Here is a 16,755-nt window from a genome sequence, read left to right on the forward strand (position 1 = left end):
GTGCTGCGGTTCGCGGTGGCCGCGCCTTGAACATTTACCTTTCGCGGACCGATTGATGGAGATAGTTCGTGGCGCTTACAGCCGAGCAGAAAAAAGAAATCCTGGGCAACTACGGCCTGCACGGAACCGACACCGGGTCGCCCGAGGCGCAGGTCGCGCTGCTGACCAAGCGGATCGCCGACCTGACCGAGCACCTGAAGGTGCACAAGCACGATCACCACTCGCGGCGCGGGCTGCTGCTGCTGGTCGGACGCCGGCGCCGGCTGCTCAAGTACGTCGCGCAGATCGACGTCGAGCGGTACCGCTCGCTGGTCGAGCGGCTGGGCCTGCGTCGCTGAGGCAGGCGGCGCCAGCGCCGGCGAAATCGAGCAATATCGCGGGCAGAGGTCGCCCGTGTAGAGTAAGGACGTTCTGGGCCGGTTCGGCCCGAGCAAACGGTGCGGTCACGCAGATCCGCGTGTGCCGTTCCAGCGTGTCACTACGCACCCCCGAGGGAGCAGCCCAGTCTGCATCGGGCGGTCTTCGGTAGTGGCTGCCGGGCTCTCCGGATCTGGGGCAGGTCGGCCGCTTCGATCGATGGCCGTAGCCGTATTCAGACTCAGCGCCTCCCGCGGGTGACCCGTGGCCGTCGGCCTGCGGTTCGCGCGTGGTCACGCGAAAAAGCTGAATACAAGAGAGGCCGTACGGACGTCTATGTCTGTCGCTGAAATTGAAGAGGGCGTGTTCGAGGCGACCGCCACCATCGACAACGGGAGCTTCGGCACCCGCACCATCCGTTTCGAGACCGGCCGGTTGGCCCAGCAGGCAGCTGGCGCCGTGGTCGCGTACCTCGATGAGGAGAACATGCTGTTGTCGGCGACCACCGCCAGCAAGAGCCCCAAGGAGCACTTCGACTTCTTCCCGCTGACCGTCGATGTCGAGGAGCGGATGTATGCCGCCGGTCGCATCCCCGGTTCGTTCTTCCGTCGCGAGGGCCGACCCTCCACCGACGCGATCCTGACCTGCCGGCTCATCGACCGGCCGCTGCGCCCGTCGTTCGTCTCCGGCCTGCGCAACGAGATCCAGGTCGTGGTCACGGTCATGAGCCTGGACCCTAATGACCTGTACGACGTGCTGGCGATCAACGCCGCGTCGGCCTCGACCCAGCTGAGCGGCCTGCCGTTCTCGGGTCCGATCGGGGGCGTGCGGGTCGCGCTGATCGACGGCACCTGGGTGGCGTTCCCGACGGTCGAGCAACTCGAGCGGGCGGTGTTCGACATGGTGGTGGCCGGCCGCAAGGTCGACGGTGACGTCGCGATCATGATGGTCGAGGCCGAGGCCACCGACAAGGTCATCGAGCTCGTCGAGGGTGGCGCCCAGGCACCGACGGAAACCGTTGTGGCCGAGGGACTCGAGGCCGCCAAGCCGTTCATCGCGGTGTTGTGCACCGCGCAGGAGGAGCTGGCCGGGGCAGCCGCCAAGCCCGTCGGCGAGTACCCGACGTTCCCGGACTACCAGGAAGACGTCTACTACTCGGTGGCCTCGGTGGCCACCGACGAGCTGGCCAAGGCGCTGACCATCGGCGGCAAGGCCGAGCGCGACGCGCGCACCGACGAGCTGAAAGCGGAAGTGCTGGCGCGGCTCACTGGAGACTCTGGGACCTACGAGGGTCGCGAGAAGGAGGTCAGCGCCGCCTACCGGTCACTGACCAAGAAGCTGGTGCGCCAGCGCATCCTGACCGACCATTTCCGCATCGACGGCCGCGGCATCACCGACATCCGCGCGTTGTCGGCCGAGGTCGCCGTGGTGCCGCGGGCGCACGGCAGCGCCCTGTTCCAGCGCGGGGAGACCCAGATCCTGGGTGTGACCACGCTCGACATGGTCAAGATGGCTCAGCAGATCGACTCGCTGGGACCGGAAACCGCGAAGCGCTACATGCATCACTACAACTTCCCGCCGTTTTCCACCGGCGAGACCGGCCGCGTGGGCTCGCCCAAGCGGCGCGAGATCGGGCACGGCGCGCTGGCCGAGCGTGCCCTGATCCCGGTGTTGCCCGGCGTCGAGGAGTTCCCGTACGCCATCCGTCAGGTGTCGGAGGCGTTGGGCTCCAACGGCTCGACGTCGATGGGGTCGGTCTGTGCGTCCACCCTGTCGCTGCTGAATGCCGGTGTGCCGCTGAAGGCTCCGGTGGCCGGCATCGCGATGGGTCTGGTCTCCGATGACGTCGAGGTCGACGGCAAGACCGAGCGTCGCTTCGTCACCTTGACCGACATCCTGGGCGCCGAGGACGCGTTCGGCGACATGGACTTCAAGTGCGCCGGCACCAAGGACTTCGTCACCGCGCTGCAGCTGGACACCAAGCTCGACGGCATTCCGTCGCAGGTGCTGGCGGGCGCGCTGGGGCAGGCCAAGGATGCGCGGCTGACCATCCTGGAGGTCATGGCCGAGGCGATCGACCAGCCCGACGAGATGAGCCCGTACGCACCGCGGGTCACCACCATCAAGGTTCCGGTGGACAAGATCGGTGAGGTCATCGGGCCCAAGGGCAAGGTGATCAACGGCATCACCGAGGAGACCGGCGCGCAGATCTCCATCGAGGACGACGGCACCGTGTTCGTCGGCGCCACCGACGGGCCCTCGGCGCAGGCCGCGATCGACCGCATCAATGCCATCGCGAACCCGCAGCTGCCCACGGTCGGCGAACGGTTCCTCGGAACCGTGGTCAAGACAACGGATTTCGGTGCGTTCGTGTCGCTGCTGCCCGGGCGTGACGGCCTGGTGCACATCTCCAAGCTCGGTAAGGGCAAGCGGATCGCCAAGGTCGAGGACGTGGTGAACGTCGGCGACAAGCTGCGCGTCGAAATCGCCGACATCGACAAGCGTGGCAAGATCTCGTTGGTCCTGGTGGAGGAAGACAACGCGGCTTCCGCCGACGCTCCGGCGGCCGCCCCTGCCGATGCCGCAACGGCGAGCAGCTGACTCGCCGGCCGGGACGCGTCCCGGTCGGGCCGGCGCCCTGCGCCGGGGCAAGGCCGCCGAGGCGGAATCGGCACCCCAGGCCGCGCTGCGGCGTACCACGCTGCCGGGTGGCTTGCGGGTGGTCACCGAGTACCTGCCCTCGGTGCGATCCGCATCGGTCGGGGTGTGGGTCGGTGTCGGCTCGCGCGACGAGGGTGCCACGGTCGCCGGGGCCGCGCACTTCCTCGAGCACCTGCTGTTCAAGTCCACTCCCAGCCGCACCGCGGTGGACATCGCCCAGGCGATGGACGCCGTCGGGGGAGAGCTGAACGCGTTCACCGCCAAGGAACACACCTGCTACTACGCGCACGTGCTCGACAGCGACCTGGCGCTGGCCGTCGACCTGGTCGCCGACGTGGTGCTCAACGGGTGCTGTGCGGCAGGAGATGTCGAGCTGGAACGCGACGTGGTCCTCGAAGAGATCGCGATGCGCGACGACGACCCCGAGGACGCGCTCGGTGACATGTTCCTGAGCGCGCTCTTCGGCGACCACCCGGTGGGCCGTCCCGTCATCGGCACCGCACGGTCGGTGGCGTCGATGACCCGAAATCAGCTGCACTCGTTTCACGTCCGGCGCTACACGCCTGAGCGGATGGTGGTGGCGGTGGCCGGCAATGTCGACCACGACGAGGTGGTCGCGTTGGTGCGCAGGCATTTTGGGCCGCATCTGGTTCGCGGCCGCGAACCCATCGCGCCGCGCAAGGGTGCCGGACGGGTCACAGGTCGCCCCGTTCTGCTGCTGGGCAACCGGGACGCCGAGCAGGCTCACGTGTCGTTGGGCGTCCGCACGCCCGGGCGTGGCTGGGAGCATCGCTGGGCGCTGTCGGTGCTCAACACCGCGCTGGGCGGCGGCCTGAGCTCGCGGTTGTTTCAGCAGGTTCGAGAGCTGCGCGGGCTGGCCTACTCGGTGTACTCGACGGTGGACGTCTTCGCCGACAGCGGCGCGCTGTCCGTCTATGCGGCCTGCCAACCCGAACGCTTCGCCGAGGTGATGGCGGTGACGCGCGACGTGCTCGACTCGGTGACACGCGACGGCATCACCGAATCGGAATGTCGCATCGCCAAGGGATCCTTGCGCGGCGGTCTGGTGCTCGGCCTGGAGGATTCCAGCTCGCGGATGAGCCGGTTGGGCCGCAACGAACTCAACTACGGCAAACACCGCAGCATCGAGCACACCCTGCGCCAGATCGACCAGGTGACCGTCGACGAGGTCAACGCGGTGGCGCACAAGCTGCTCGGGCAGCGCTACGGCGCTGCGGTTCTTGGTCCCTATGCCGCCAAACGGTCACTGCCCCAACAACTTCGGGCGATGGTAACGTAGCTCGCATGTCCGCCTCCACACTCGCGCCGTGCCGGCGCTCGCCGTCGACGGACTAGCCGAATGGTACTGGGCCAGATGGTGCTGGGCTTTTGGGACATCCCCGTGCCCATCGTCGGCGCGCCCATGGCCGGCGGGCCCGGGACTCCCGCGTTGGCGGCCGCGGTGACCAATGCCGGTGGGCTCGGTTTCGTGCCCGGCGGGCATCGCAGCGCCGAGCAACTCGCCGACGACATCGCCGCGGCGCGCAAGGCCACCACCGGCCCGCTCGGGGTGAACTTGTTCGTGCCCCAGCCCAGCGTCGCCGACTGGGTGGCCCTGCACTACTACGCGGCCGAACTCGAAGAAATCGCCGAGCACTACCAGGTGGAGGTCGGTCAGCCGCAGCACGGCGACGACGACGAGTGGGAGCAGAAGCTCGAGGTGGTCGCCGACCTTCGGCCCGAGCTGGTGTCCTTCACGTTCGGCGTGCCGCCACCCGACGTGATCCGGCGGCTGGGCGCGCTGGGCCTGCTGGTGATGGTCACCGTGACGTCGGCCTACGAGGCGGGAATCGCGGTCGCCGCCGGCGCGGACAGCCTCGTGGTTCAGGGGCCTGCGGCCGGCGGGCACCGCGGCACCTTCGCACCGGACATGGAACCGGCCAACGAGTCGCTGCATCAGCTCATCGACCGCATCCGCAACGCGCACGACGTGCCGATCATCGCGGCGGGCGGACTGGGCACCGCCGATGAAGTGGGGGCCGCGCTGCGCAGGGGAGCGGTGGCGGCCCAGGTCGGCACCGCGCTACTGCTCGCCGACGAGGCGGGCACCAACGCCGCGCACCGGGTCGCCCTGAAGAACCCGCTGTTCGCCACGACCGTTGTCACGCGGGCGTTCTCGGGCCGCTACGCGCGCGGCCTGGAAAACGATTTCACCCGCATGCTCGATCACGTCGCGCCGTTGGGCTACCCCGAGGTCAACCAGATGACCTCGCCGATACGGGAAGCGGCCGCCGCCATGGAGGATCCCAACGGGATGCCGCTGTGGGCCGGAACGTCGTTCAAGAACGCGTGCGCGGGCCCCGCGGCCGACATCATCGCCAGTCTCGCGGCGACAAGTTAACGCCCCGCTCAGCCCAGAACGGCCGCCGGGTCGGTGAACGGCAGGCCGAGGTCGGTGGCCACCTGTTCCGACAGCAGCCCGCCGTCGTGGGTCGAAAGGCCTTTGGCCAGAGCATGATCCGAGCGGCAGGCCGCCCGCCAGCCGCGATCGGCGAGCGCGAGCACGTACGGCATGGTCGCGTTGGTCAGCGCCACCGTCGACGTCTTGGGCACCGCGCTGGGCATGTTCGTCACGCAGTAGAACAGCGTGTCGTGCACGCCGAAGGTCGGGTCGTCGTGCGTGGTGGGCTGGGAGTCCTCGAAGCATCCCCCCTGATCGATCGAGATGTCGACCAGCACGGCGCCCGATTTCATCTGTGAGACAAGGGAATTCGGAATCAAATTGGGGGCTTTCGCGCCGGGCAGCAGCACGGCGCCGATGACGAGGTCGGCGCGCTTGACGGTGCCCTCCAGGTCGTAGGCCGACGAGTAGCGGGTGCGGACCTGGCCACCGAACTCCGCGTCGAGCAGGCGAAGCTTGTTGATGTTGACGTCGAGCACCGTGACCGACGCCCCCATGCCGCCGGCGACCCGCGCCGCGTTGTACCCGGCCGTCCCCGCGCCCACCACCACGACGTCGGCGGGCTTGACGCCGGGCACACCGCCCATCAACACGCCGCGCCCACCGTGGGTGCGCATCAGGTGATAGGCCCCGACCTGAGCGGACAACCGGCCGGCGACCTCGCTCATCGGGGCCAGCAGCGGCAATGTGCCGTCGGCGGTCTGGACCGTCTCGTAGGCGATCGACGTCGTTGCGGATGCCAACAGCGCCTCGGTGCACGCCCGCGAGGCCGCCAGGTGCAGAAAGGTGAACAGGATCTGGTTGCGCCGCAACAGGTCATACTCGGCCGGCACCGGCTCCTTGACCTTGAGCAGCAGGTCCGCGTCGGCCCAGACCTGCTCGGCCGCCTCGGTCAGCTGGGCGCCCGCCGCCTTGAACTCCGAGTCGGGGATCGCCGACCCTTCGCCGGCGCCGGCCTGCACAAGAACGTCGTGGCCGCGGCGGGTCAGCTCGGCGACACCGGCGGGGGTGAGGGCGACCCGAAACTCATTGGTCTTGGTCTCGGTCGGTACGCCGACTCGCATCATCGCCCCTAGGTTGCCGGTTCACGTTCAAGTGTGAAGAAACTTCGCGGGAGCCGCAAAGGCTGGCTGTTTGCTGGCTATGATCGGCGAATGACCGACCCGTGCGTGCAGGCCACCGTGCAGATCGACGCCCAGCCCGACGTGGTGTACCGGCTCATCACCGACCTGCCCACGCTGGCCGAGCTGGCCGAGGAGGCGGTCGCGATGGAATGGCGCAAGGGCGACGCGGTGACGCCCGGCGCGGTGTTCACCGGCCACAACAAGAGCGGCAGCCGCAGCTGGAGCACCAAGTGCACGGTCACCGACGCGGAACCGGGCCGCCGCTTTGCGTTCGACGTGACTCACACGGTCTTTCCGATCGCCCGCTGGCAGTACGACATCGCCGCGGCCGGCGGCGGGTGTGAGGTGACGGAAAGCACCTGGGACCGCAGACCCGGGTGGTTTCGCAAGGTCGCCGGCAGGGCCACCGGCGTCGCCGATCGCGCGGCCGCCAACACCGAGCACATCCGGCTCACGTTGCAGCGCCTCAAGCAGCGCGCCGAGGCCGAGTAGCCGAAAACCACGGGAGTACCGATGACGCGACGCGATCCCGCCGTAGCCGTCGTCGGAGCAGGCATGTCGGGGCTGTGCGTCGCAATTGCCTTGCTGCGCAGCGGTATCACCGACGTGACCATCTACGAGAAGGCCGACGAGGTGGGCGGCACCTGGCGGGAGAACACCTACCCGGGTCTGGTCTGTGACATCCCGTCGCGCATCTACCAGTACAGCTTCGCCAGGAATCCCGACTGGTCGCACCTGTTCTCACCCGGCGGCGAAATCCAGGCCTACTTCCGGGACGTCGCCGACCGCTACGGGTTGCGGAAACGCATCCGGTTCGGCACCGAAGTCACTCACGCGCGTTTCGACGACGGCCGCTGGGTGCTGCGCACCGACGCCGGCGAGGAATCAACGGTCGACTTCTTGATCTCGGCCACCGGCGTCCTGCATCACCCGCGACTGCCGTCGATTTCGGGCTTGGATGACTTCGGCGGCAATGTTTTTCACTCCGCGCGGTGGGATCACGGCGTGGACGTGCGGGGTCGGCGCGTCGCGATCGTCGGCAACGGCTCGACGGGCGTGCAGCTGGTGTGCGGTCTGGCCGGGGTGGCGGGCCACGTCGCGATGTTCCAGCGGACCGCGCAATGGGTGCTGCGCCTGGCGAATCCGCGCTACAGCGGCTTCACCGGGATCACCCGGCGCAAGATGCCGTGGCTGGATAAGTTGGCGTACCGCCTCTACAGCCTCGCGTTCGACTTCTTCGCGGTCGGGCTGACCAAGCCGGGCCTGCGCCGAAAGATCATGGCGGCGCTGTGCCGCGCCAGCCTCTGGGAAATCCGCGATCCCGAGTTGCGGCGGTCGCTGACGCCCGACTACACGCCGGCCTGCAAGCGCCTGGTGATGTCGAACGGTTTCTACCGGGCGATGCAGCGCGACGACGTCGAGCTGGTGACGGCGAGCATCGACCACGTGGAACGGCGCGGCATCGTCACCGCCGACGGCGTCCTGCACGAGGTGGACATCATCGTGCTCGCCACCGGATTCGACACCCACGCTTTTTTCCGGCCGATGGAGCTGATCGGCCGCGACGGCATCCACGCCAATGACGTCTGGCGCGACGGGCCTCGGGCCTACCAAACCGTGGCGCTGTCGGGCTTTCCCAACTTCTTCATGATGCTGGGGCCGCACAGCCCGGTGGGAAACCTCGCGCTGACGACCGTGGCCGAATCGCAGGCCGAGCACATCCTGGGCTGGATCGAGCGCTGGCGCCGCCGCGAATTCGACACGGTCGAGCCGACGGCCGCCGCGACGGAGCGTTTCAACGCGAAGCTGCGCGCCGCGATGCCGGACACGGTGTGGACCACCGGCTGTAACAGTTGGTACCTCAACAAGGACGGTGTGCCCGAGGTGTGGCCGCTGACGCCGGCCGAACACCGCCGGATGCTGGCCCACCCCGACCCCGGCCAGTACGAGCTGCGCCGCCACGTCGCGGCCGGCTGAAGACGATCACGCAAGAATTCATCGCGGAAGAACCCAGTACCGGCGGTTTCGCATATCTGCGCCGCGTACTTATACTTGGGACGCGCGACGTCCACCACAAGACCGGATCGAGGGCTAAAAGCCGAGGTAGGGGGCACGATGCTGACCGTCGACAACCAAGCAGCGGGTCCGCATGATGCCTCCCTCGATCACGAGCGCCTGGTGCTGGAAGCCCGCGACGTGGACTTCGACTGGACTCAGCTGCCGTTCCACTACGTGCCCGGTGAACCGTTTGCCACCCACGTCCTCAACGTGCTGCACCTGCTGCTGCCCGCCGGGGAAGAGTTCTTCGTCGAGGTGTTCAAGCAGACGCTACCGCTGATCAAGGACGACCAGCTGCGGCTCGACGTGCAGGGCTTCATCGGCCAGGAGGCCGTGCATTCGCAGGCGCACGCGAACGTGCTGGCGCACTTCGCCGCGCGCGGCATCGACCTGACCCCCTACACCGGCCAGATCAAGTGGCTGTTCGACAAGCTGCTGGGGCCCCGGCCCACCTGGAGCCAGCGCCGCCGGCAGAGCTGGCTGCTCGAGCAGGTTTCGCTGGTCTCCGCCATCGAGCACTACACCGCCATCCTGGGCGAGTGGATCCTCGACTCGCCGGCCCACGACCAGATCGGCACCGATCCGGTGATGCTGGACATGCTGCGCTGGCATGGCGCCGAGGAGGTCGAGCACAAGGCGGTGGCCTTCGACACCATGAAGCATCTGCGGGCCGGTTACTGGCGCCAGACGCGCGCCCAGCTGGTCGTGACGCCCGCCATGCTGCTGTTGTGGATCCGCGGCGTGCGGTTCATGTACTCGCTGGATCCCCAGCTGCCACCGGGCGCCAAGCCGCGCTGGCGGGACTACTTCTCGGCGGCGCGCCGCGGCCTGGTGCCCGGGCCCATGCGCTTCGTCCGGGCGGTCGCCAACTACTACCGGCCGGGATTTCACCCCTCGCAGCTCGGTGGGCTGGGTCTGGCCGTCGACTACCTGTCCGTCTCACCGGCCGCGCGCGCCTCGCACTGATGACCGGCACATCGACCCTCACCGCCGGCGACGGCGTCACGCTGGCCGTGCACCGGTACACCGACATCGACCCGGCGCGGCCAACCATCTTGGCAATTCACGGATTTCCGGACAACCACCACGTCTGGGACGGCGTGGCCCACGAACTGACCGGCAAACCCTACAACGTGGTGGCCTACGACGTGCGGGGCGCCGGTGAATCATCGCGTCCCGCACAGAGATCCGGATACCTGTTCGCGCAACTGATCTCCGACATCGGTGCGGTGATCGACAGCCTGGGTGTGGGGCGGGTGCACCTGCTGGCCCACGACTGGGGGTCGATCCAGGCGTGGGCGGCGGTCACCGACGACTCGGTGATGGGCAAAGTCGCGTCCTTCACCTCGATCTCGGGCCCGCACCTGAACTATGCCGGCGCATTTCTGCGCTCGGCGCGCACGCCGCGAGCCGTGGCCCAGGTGCTCAGGCAACTGATCGCGTCGGGCTACATCGGCTTCTTCTTGTGCCCGGGCGTGCCGGAACTGTCGTTTCGCTCGCGCGTCGGCGTGAAAGTCATTGAGGCGCTTGAGCGCATCGGCCGATCGAGCACGCGCAGCCAGCACCACGACACGCTGCGCTCGGTCACCGATTATGTGCACGGGCTCAACCTGTACCGGCAGAACATGCCGGCGCCGATGCTGGCGCCGGGACGCCGGCTGCCCGAGACCAAGGTCCCCGTCCAGACGCTGGTGCCGCGCCGCGACATGTTCGTCACGCCCGCGCTGCAACGATTCACCGGAGCGATTCCGTTAGGCGGCAGGGTGATCGAGATCGAGGGCGGCCACTGGGTGGTGACGTCGCGCCCGGACGTCATCGCCCGGTTGACCGCCGAGTGGGTCGACCGCAACGTCGATGGCGCTCCCGCCGCCGGGCCGGCCGAGATGCGCGGCGAGCGGCGTGACGTGCGCGGAAAACTCGCCCTGGTCACCGGCGCCGGAGCCGGAATCGGCCGGGCCACGGCGGTGGAGCTCGCCCGAAACGGCGCCCGAAAGATCGTCCTCGTCGACCGTGATCTGGCCGCCGCCAAGGAAACCGCCGACGCCGTACGCGCCGCGTGCGCCGAGGCAGCGGTGTACCAGGTCGACGTCAGCGACGAGGCCGCCATGAATGAGCTTGCGGCCCAAGTGCGCAACGAACACGGGGTGGTCGACATCCTGGTGAACAACGCCGGCATCGGCATGGCGGGCCGGTTCCTGGAGACGAGCTCGGCGAACTGGGAGAACATCATGGGCGTCAACGTCCACGGCGTCATCTCGGGCAGCAGGGCGTTCGGGGCGCAGATGGTCGAACGTGGCGAGGGCGGCACGATCATCAACGTGGCGTCGGCGGCGGCTTACCTGCCCTCGAAGTCCATGGTCGCCTACAGCACCACCAAGGCGGCGGTGCTGGCGCTGAGCGAATCGTTACGCGCCGACTTCGCCGACGAGGGGATCAGCGTCACGGCCGTGTGCCCGGGATTTGTCAACACCAACATCGCAAAGAACACGATCTACGCGGGCATGAGCGCGGACCAGCAGGAGCGGGCGCGGGGCAAGGCCGACGCCGCCTATCGGCGCCGCAACTTCACCCCCGAAGCGACCGCCAAGGCAATCGTCAAGTCCGTCAAGACCGCTCCGGCCGTGTTGCCGATCGCCGCGGAGTCGCGGATCGGCTACGCGATGCGGCGCATCAGCCCGGGAGCGATCCGGCTGTTCGCGCGCTTCGACATTCGGCAGAAGTAAGGGGCGGTTTCGGTGCCGGAGAGCATTTGGTCCAGCAGACCCGCCGACCTGTACGGACGGCGCGAGCGCGATCGCTTCGGGTCGTTGCTGTGGGGCGTGCGGGCGGTGTTCGAGGGCTTCGCCACGGTGTCACGGTGGTCGCCGTCGCGGGTGCAGCCGGTGCCGCGCAAGCTGACCGCGGTGGTGACCAAGCGCGAGGTCGTCGCGCCGGACGTCGTCGCGTTGACCCTGGCCGACCCCGACGGCGGTTTGCTTCCGTCCTGGACACCGGGTGGCCACATCGACGTCCTGTTGCCCTCGGGCCGGCGCCGGCAGTACTCGTTGTGCGGCGCGCCCGGGCGGCGCACCGACTACCGCATCGCCATTCGCCGGATCGCCGACGGCGGAGGCGGATCCATCGAGATGCATGAGACTTTCGACGTCGGTGACACGCTGTCGTTCGAAGGTCCGCGCAACGCGTTCTACCTCGGCACCGCCGAGCAGCAGGCGCTGTTCGTCATCGGGGGCATCGGGGTGACGCCCATCCTGCCGATGCTCCAGGTAGCCGCGCAGCGCGGGATCGATTGGCGCGCAATCTATACCGGCCGCAGCCGCGAGTACATGCCGCTGCTCGACGAGGTCGTGTCGCTGGGGCGAGACCGGGTGACGGTGTGGGCCGACGACGAGCGCGGCCGCTTCGCAACCGTGGCGGAGCTGCTGGACGGAGCGGGACCGACGACCGCCGTATACGTCTGCGGGCCGAGCGCCATGTTGGAGGCGGTCCGCGTCGCCCGCAACGAGCATGCCGGTGCGCCATTGCATTACGAGCGGTTCAGCCCGGCGCCCGTCGTCGATGGGGTGCCGTTCGAGTTGGAGCTCGCGCGATCACGGCAGGTGCTCGCGATACCGGCGAATCGGACCGCGCTCGAGGTCATGCTCGACAGGGACCCGACCACCCCGTACTCGTGCCGGCAGGGATTCTGCGGGACGTGCCGGGTCAAAGTGCTTGCCGGACAAGTGGATCACCGTGGCCGCACCGACCCGGGCGACGACGGCATGCTCGTGTGCGTCTCGCGGGCCGACGGCGACCGCGTCGTCATCGACGCCTGAGGTTAAGGCCGGGACTGCTCCAGGTAGGCGGCCAGGGCGTTGGTCAGACCCCGGCGCGCCATATCGAGGTCGGCATAGGAACCCAGCTGACGCTCCGACACCAGGCCGCGCATCGCGCCGGGAATCAGGGCGGCGACCTCGCGAACCCGATCGGGGTCGACCGCCAGACCTGAGAAGGCGTGCTGGCAGGTCTCCAGCCAGCTTTTGCCCCAGGAAAACAGCTCGGCGGCGGTGCGCGGGTAGAGCCGCTCGAGCTCCTCGGGGTCGCGCGGCAACGCGGCCCGCAGGTTTTCGATCGCACGTGAATCCGGGGACGCGAGGCCGCGGTAGAGGGTATCGATGATGGCGCCGACACGCTCGCGCAGCGGAGCGTCTGGCGAGATCGGCGTCGACAGCGTCGAGAACGTCGCCGCGCGACGTTCGGCGGTGCGGTGCAGCACGGCGGCCCAGAACCCGTCGGTGTCGCCGAACTGGTACTGCACCGCGCCCCAGGTGGCGCCGATGTCCTTGGCGATGCGGTTGGCCGAGACCGAGCCCGGCTCGCCGGACGCCAGCGAGCGCAACGCCGCCTCGAGCATGCTTTCGCGAGTCGCGTTGCCCCGCCGGTTCGGCCGCCGGCCGTCCACGCCGGCGCCGGTGCGTGCGCGGGTCATTCGCCGATCTTATCCACTGACGCCGGTTGCACCGCCGGGTTTCATAGAGGGTACTTTGATTTCGTCGCGGCGCGGCCTATCATTCATCCGGGAGGGCGGCTCACATGGCAAAGATCGATGGCTAAGCCACCGTTGTCGATGACACCGACCGGCTGGTTCCAGGTCGCGTGGTCCGACGAGATCGGCGTCGGCGACGTGCACAAGATGAAGTACTTCGGCCAGGAGATGGTCGCCTGGCGCGCCGAATCCGGCGAGCTCACGGTGATGAACGCCTACTGCGAGCACCTGGGCGCGCACCTGGGATATGGCGGAAAGGTCGTCGGCGAGGTGCTGCAGTGTCCCTTCCACGGGTGGCAGTGGAGCCAGGAGGGCCGCAACGTCTGCATCCCGTACCAGGATCGGCCCAACCGCGGCCGCCGCATTCGCACCTACCCGGTGGTCGAGCGCAACGCATCGGTGTACATCTGGCACGACCTGCACCGCCGCGAGCCCTATTTCGATGCGCCGGACGTGTTCGCCGCGTTCGACGACCGCAGCTGCGCTGACGACTATTACCCGCAACAGCGGTTGTACCGCGAGGGTTTGGAGATGCACCCGCAATACGTGCTGGAGAACGGGGTGGACTTCGCGCACTTCAAGTACGTGCACAACACCCCGATCGTGCCGGTGTTCACCCGCCACGATTTCGACGAGCCGGTGTCCTACGTCGACTTCACCATCACCTTCGAGGGCGACGACGCCCAGTTGATCGACGACGTCAACAGCGGCGTGCAGGCCATCAACGGTGGACTGGGCATCGCCGTGACCAAGAGCTGGGGCATGATCGACAACCGCACCATCTCGGCGATTACGCCGATCGACGAGTTCACCTCCGATGTGCGCTTTATGGTCTACATCGGCCGGGTCCCCGGAAACGATTCGGCCCGTGCCGAACTCAAGGCGGACGAATTCGGACGCGAGGTCATCCGCCAGTTCGAGCAGGACATCGAGATCTGGCAGCACCAGCGCTATTCGGATCCGCCGGCCCTGGCCACCGACGAGTACGAAGGCTTCACCGCAATTCGCAAGTGGGCCAAGCAATTCTATCCCGAAGCGTTGGTAGCGCAGGAAGGCTTAAGGCAGTGAGTACAGCACCGGTTCGCGTCTTTCAGGTCGGAAGCGGAAACGTCGGCACCGAGATGATCAAGCGGATCGCCACCCAGCCCGACATCGAACTCGTTGGCGTGCACTGCTATTCGCCGGAGAAGGTGGGCAAGGATACCGGAGAGTTCGCGGGCCTGGCGCCTAACGGGGTGGCGTTCACCGGTACGATCGAGGAGATCATCGCCGCCAAGCCGGACGTGCTGACGTTCCACGGCGTGTTTCCCGACGAGGACCTCTACTTACAGGTGCTCGAGGCGGGCATCAATATCGTCACCACCGCCGACTGGATCACCGGCTGGCACCGCGACACGAACCACCCACATCCGTCGGGCAAGCCGGTCAGCCAGCTATTGGCCGAGGCCGCTGAGTTGGGTGGCGCGACGTTCTACGGCACCGGGATGAACCCGGGTCTGAACCAGATCCTGGGCGTGGTGTGCTCGGCCGACGTCGCCGACATCGAAAACGTCACCACGATCGAATCGGTCGACGTGTCGTGCCACCACTCCAAAGACACCTGGATCGAGGTGGGCTACGGCCAGCCGGTCGACGACCCCGAGATTCCCTCGAAGCTGGAGAAGTACACACGGGTGTTCGCCGACAGTGTCTACATGATGGCCGACTGCTTCGACCTGCGGCTCGACGAGGTCAAGTTCAGCTACGAGCTGGGCGCCTGCACCAAGGACGTCGACCTGGGCTGGTACACGCTGCCCAAAGGTTCGCTGGGCGGTAACTACATCAAGTACCAGGGCATGGTCGACGGCGTGCCGCGGGTCGAGACGCACCTCGAATGGCAGATGACCCCGCACACAGACCCGAGCTGGAACATCAAGGGCTGCTACATCACTCAGATTCAAGGCGACCCCTGCATCTACAACAAGCACATGATCTTCCCCAAGCCCGGCGTAGACCTGTCCAACCCGGACAACTTCGCCTCGATCGGCATGACCGTCACCGGCATGCCGGCGCTGGCTTCCATCAAGTCGGTGGTCGCGGCGCCACCGGGACTGATCACCAGCGCCGACCTACCGCTACGCGGATTCGCCGGGCGGTTCCGGAAGTAGGCGTTCGGGATGGTGAAACTCGTTGGTGCGCGCACCGCGGTCTAGTTCGGGCGGCGGTATCCACTCGGTGTCACCTCGGCGTGTTTTCGTTGTCCGCCAGCCCTTTTCGGCGAGCTTGTGGTGTGGCACGCAGGCGAACGTGAGATTGTCCGCGTCGGTCGTGCCGCCGGTCGCCCACTCGGAGAGGTGGTGCGCCTCGCACCAGTAGCCGGGTGCGTCGCAGCCGGGGTGGGTGCAGCCGCGGTCGTGGGCGTACAGCACGATGCGCTGATCCGGTGTCGCGATGCGTCGCGACCGTCCGAGATACAGTGGGCGGCTGGAGTGTTCGTCGAACACAGCGAGATAGTGGTAGGCGTGGCGGGCCATCCGGATCACATCGCGCATCGGTAGCAGCGTCCCGCCACCGGTCACCGCTCGCCCGGTGCCCGAGGTCAGCTCCTGCAGTGTGGTCGACACGATGACCGTGACCGGCAGTCCGTTGTGCTGGCCGAGTTTCGGGTCGCCTAGCTGGCCGCGCACCAGGGCGTTGAGTGCGTCGTGCCGGCGTTGCGTGGGGCTGCGCAGATCGCTGCGCACGCGCTCGTCGTCGGGTTCGTCTGCGATGCAAGGGGTTTGGTCACCGGGATTGCACATCCCGGGGGCCGCGAACCGGGCCAGCCAGGCGTCGAGGTTGGCCCGCAGCTCCGGCGAGGCGATCAGCTTCCCCACGCTCATCCCGTCGGGCCGTTGACCGCACCAGGTGAAGCCGCGCTGGCGGGCCCGGTCGACGTCGGAGAACTTGCCGTCGGGATTGATCCGTAGCGCGCACTGGTGCGCGAGCTTCTGCAGCTGATCCGGCCGTAGCGTCCGCGCCTGCCGGGCCAGGAATCGTTCGGCGTTCTCCACCGTGGCAGCGGGTATGGACTCCGGAAGATCCCGGACGAACGTTTGAATGACTCGTAGGTGGTGACCGTCGAGAGCGCCTTCACGCCACGCGACGGCCGTGGCCGGCAACTGCGGTGGCAGCTCCGCGCCGGTGAGGGTCGAGCGCGGCGATAGCTCTTTGGCGTCGCGAACCCGGCGGCACGCCTCGGCGTAGCTGATGCGCAGCCAGCCGGCGACAACTTTGTGCACCGGGCCGCCGATGTCGGCGGGATCCTCCGCCGCTAAGCCGGCAATGACGTCATGGCTCACCGCCACCTGTCGGCGCCGCGACGCCTCGATCCGTTCGAGGACGCGCAGCCGGACGGCGGGGCGCAGCGCATCGAAGTTCAGCCCGCGGATGGCCGCATCGGCGGCATCCTGCGCGGCCAGGGCGGCGGACACCTCGGCCGGAAACTCGATCGAATGCATGTTCGAATCGTATGCCCAGGGAACAGCGAAGAAAACGGACCGCGCGGCAGCTGTGGATGAACCCCGAACTGTGGACAAGCCAACCCGCCACGC

14 protein-coding genes are annotated in these 16,755 nt (G+C 67.9%); 11 read left to right on the forward strand and 3 right to left on the reverse strand.

Going from position 1 to position 16,755, the window contains the following annotated elements; all coding sequences use genetic code 11:
* The first annotated feature begins 68 nt into the window (after window positions 1–68).
* The 4 genes from rpsO to AC5Y4T_RS02690 all read left to right on the forward strand — a co-directional run bounded on the left by rpsO (window position 69) and on the right by AC5Y4T_RS02690 (window position 5,419).
* On the forward strand, window positions 69–338 hold the full coding sequence (gene rpsO / locus AC5Y4T_RS02675) for a 30S ribosomal protein S15 (RefSeq protein ID WP_007775081.1): 270 nt from the start codon (window positions 69–71) through the stop codon (window positions 336–338).
* Window positions 339–693: 355 nt separating this feature from the next.
* Window positions 694–2,958: a polyribonucleotide nucleotidyltransferase gene (locus AC5Y4T_RS02680; protein ID WP_499919285.1), complete on the forward strand. Its 2,265-nt coding sequence runs from the start codon at window positions 694–696 to the stop codon at window positions 2,956–2,958.
* On the forward strand, window positions 2,936–4,318 hold the full coding sequence (locus tag AC5Y4T_RS02685; RefSeq protein WP_499951877.1) for a M16 family metallopeptidase: 1,383 nt from the start codon (window positions 2,936–2,938) through the stop codon (window positions 4,316–4,318). Before AC5Y4T_RS02680 ends, AC5Y4T_RS02685 begins: the two co-directional genes overlap by 23 nt.
* Before the next feature lie 75 nt (window positions 4,319–4,393).
* Window positions 4,394–5,419 carry a nitronate monooxygenase gene (locus AC5Y4T_RS02690; protein WP_499919818.1) on the forward strand — a complete coding sequence of 342 codons (1,026 nt, stop codon included), beginning with the start codon at window positions 4,394–4,396 and terminating at the stop codon, window positions 5,417–5,419.
* A gap of 8 nt (window positions 5,420–5,427) precedes the next feature.
* Here AC5Y4T_RS02690 and ald read toward each other — a convergent pair whose 3' ends face one another.
* Window positions 5,428–6,543, reverse strand: coding sequence for an alanine dehydrogenase (gene ald, locus AC5Y4T_RS02695; RefSeq protein ID WP_499952010.1), 1,116 nt, complete (start codon window positions 6,541–6,543; stop codon window positions 5,428–5,430).
* 90 nt (window positions 6,544–6,633) lie between these two features.
* On the opposite strand from ald, the gene AC5Y4T_RS02700 reads away from it, so the two are divergent.
* The 5 genes from AC5Y4T_RS02700 (at window position 6,634) to AC5Y4T_RS02720 (ending at window position 12,473) form a co-directional block, all read left to right on the forward strand.
* Window positions 6,634–7,095: an SRPBCC family protein gene (locus tag AC5Y4T_RS02700; RefSeq protein ID WP_499951879.1), complete on the forward strand. Its 462-nt coding sequence runs from the start codon at window positions 6,634–6,636 to the stop codon at window positions 7,093–7,095.
* A gap of 21 nt (window positions 7,096–7,116) precedes the next feature.
* Entirely contained in the window at window positions 7,117–8,580 is a 1,464-nt protein-coding gene (locus AC5Y4T_RS02705) for a flavin-containing monooxygenase (RefSeq protein WP_499951880.1), read from the forward strand.
* Between the two features lie 138 nt (window positions 8,581–8,718).
* The gene (locus AC5Y4T_RS02710; protein ID WP_499951883.1) at window positions 8,719–9,627 is read left to right on the forward strand and encodes a metal-dependent hydrolase; all 909 of its coding nucleotides are present in this window, start codon (window positions 8,719–8,721) and stop codon (window positions 9,625–9,627) included.
* Window positions 9,627–11,384, forward strand: a complete 1,758-nt coding sequence (locus AC5Y4T_RS02715; RefSeq protein WP_499951884.1) for an SDR family oxidoreductase — start codon at window positions 9,627–9,629, stop codon at window positions 11,382–11,384. The genes AC5Y4T_RS02710 and AC5Y4T_RS02715 overlap by 1 nt, the downstream gene beginning before the upstream one ends.
* Window positions 11,385–11,396: 12 nt before the next feature.
* Complete coding sequence (locus AC5Y4T_RS02720; RefSeq protein ID WP_499951885.1) at window positions 11,397–12,473, forward strand: PDR/VanB family oxidoreductase; 1,077 nt, start codon at window positions 11,397–11,399, stop codon at window positions 12,471–12,473.
* Window positions 12,474–12,475: 2 nt separating this feature from the next.
* On the opposite strand, the gene AC5Y4T_RS02725 is transcribed toward AC5Y4T_RS02720, so the two are convergent.
* Window positions 12,476–13,126 carry a TetR/AcrR family transcriptional regulator gene (locus AC5Y4T_RS02725; protein WP_499951887.1) on the reverse strand — a complete coding sequence of 217 codons (651 nt, stop codon included), beginning with the start codon at window positions 13,124–13,126 and terminating at the stop codon, window positions 12,476–12,478.
* Between the two features lie 117 nt (window positions 13,127–13,243).
* On the opposite strand from AC5Y4T_RS02725, the gene AC5Y4T_RS02730 reads away from it, so the two are divergent.
* Both AC5Y4T_RS02730 and AC5Y4T_RS02735 read left to right on the forward strand, forming a co-directional pair.
* Window positions 13,244–14,251: an aromatic ring-hydroxylating dioxygenase subunit alpha gene (locus tag AC5Y4T_RS02730; protein WP_499951890.1), complete on the forward strand. Its 1,008-nt coding sequence runs from the start codon at window positions 13,244–13,246 to the stop codon at window positions 14,249–14,251.
* Window positions 14,248–15,330, forward strand: coding sequence for an NAD(P)H-dependent amine dehydrogenase family protein (locus tag AC5Y4T_RS02735; protein WP_499919296.1), 1,083 nt, complete (start codon window positions 14,248–14,250; stop codon window positions 15,328–15,330). The genes AC5Y4T_RS02730 and AC5Y4T_RS02735 overlap by 4 nt, the downstream gene beginning before the upstream one ends.
* Here the strand turns inward: AC5Y4T_RS02735 and AC5Y4T_RS02740 are convergent.
* Window positions 15,298–16,662, reverse strand: coding sequence for an HNH endonuclease signature motif containing protein (locus AC5Y4T_RS02740; protein WP_499951892.1), 1,365 nt, complete (start codon window positions 16,660–16,662; stop codon window positions 15,298–15,300). The genes AC5Y4T_RS02735 and AC5Y4T_RS02740 overlap by 33 nt on opposite strands.
* Window positions 16,663–16,755 lie beyond the last annotated feature (93 nt).

It is taken from the genome of Mycobacterium sp. NGS11 (assembly GCF_059813315.1).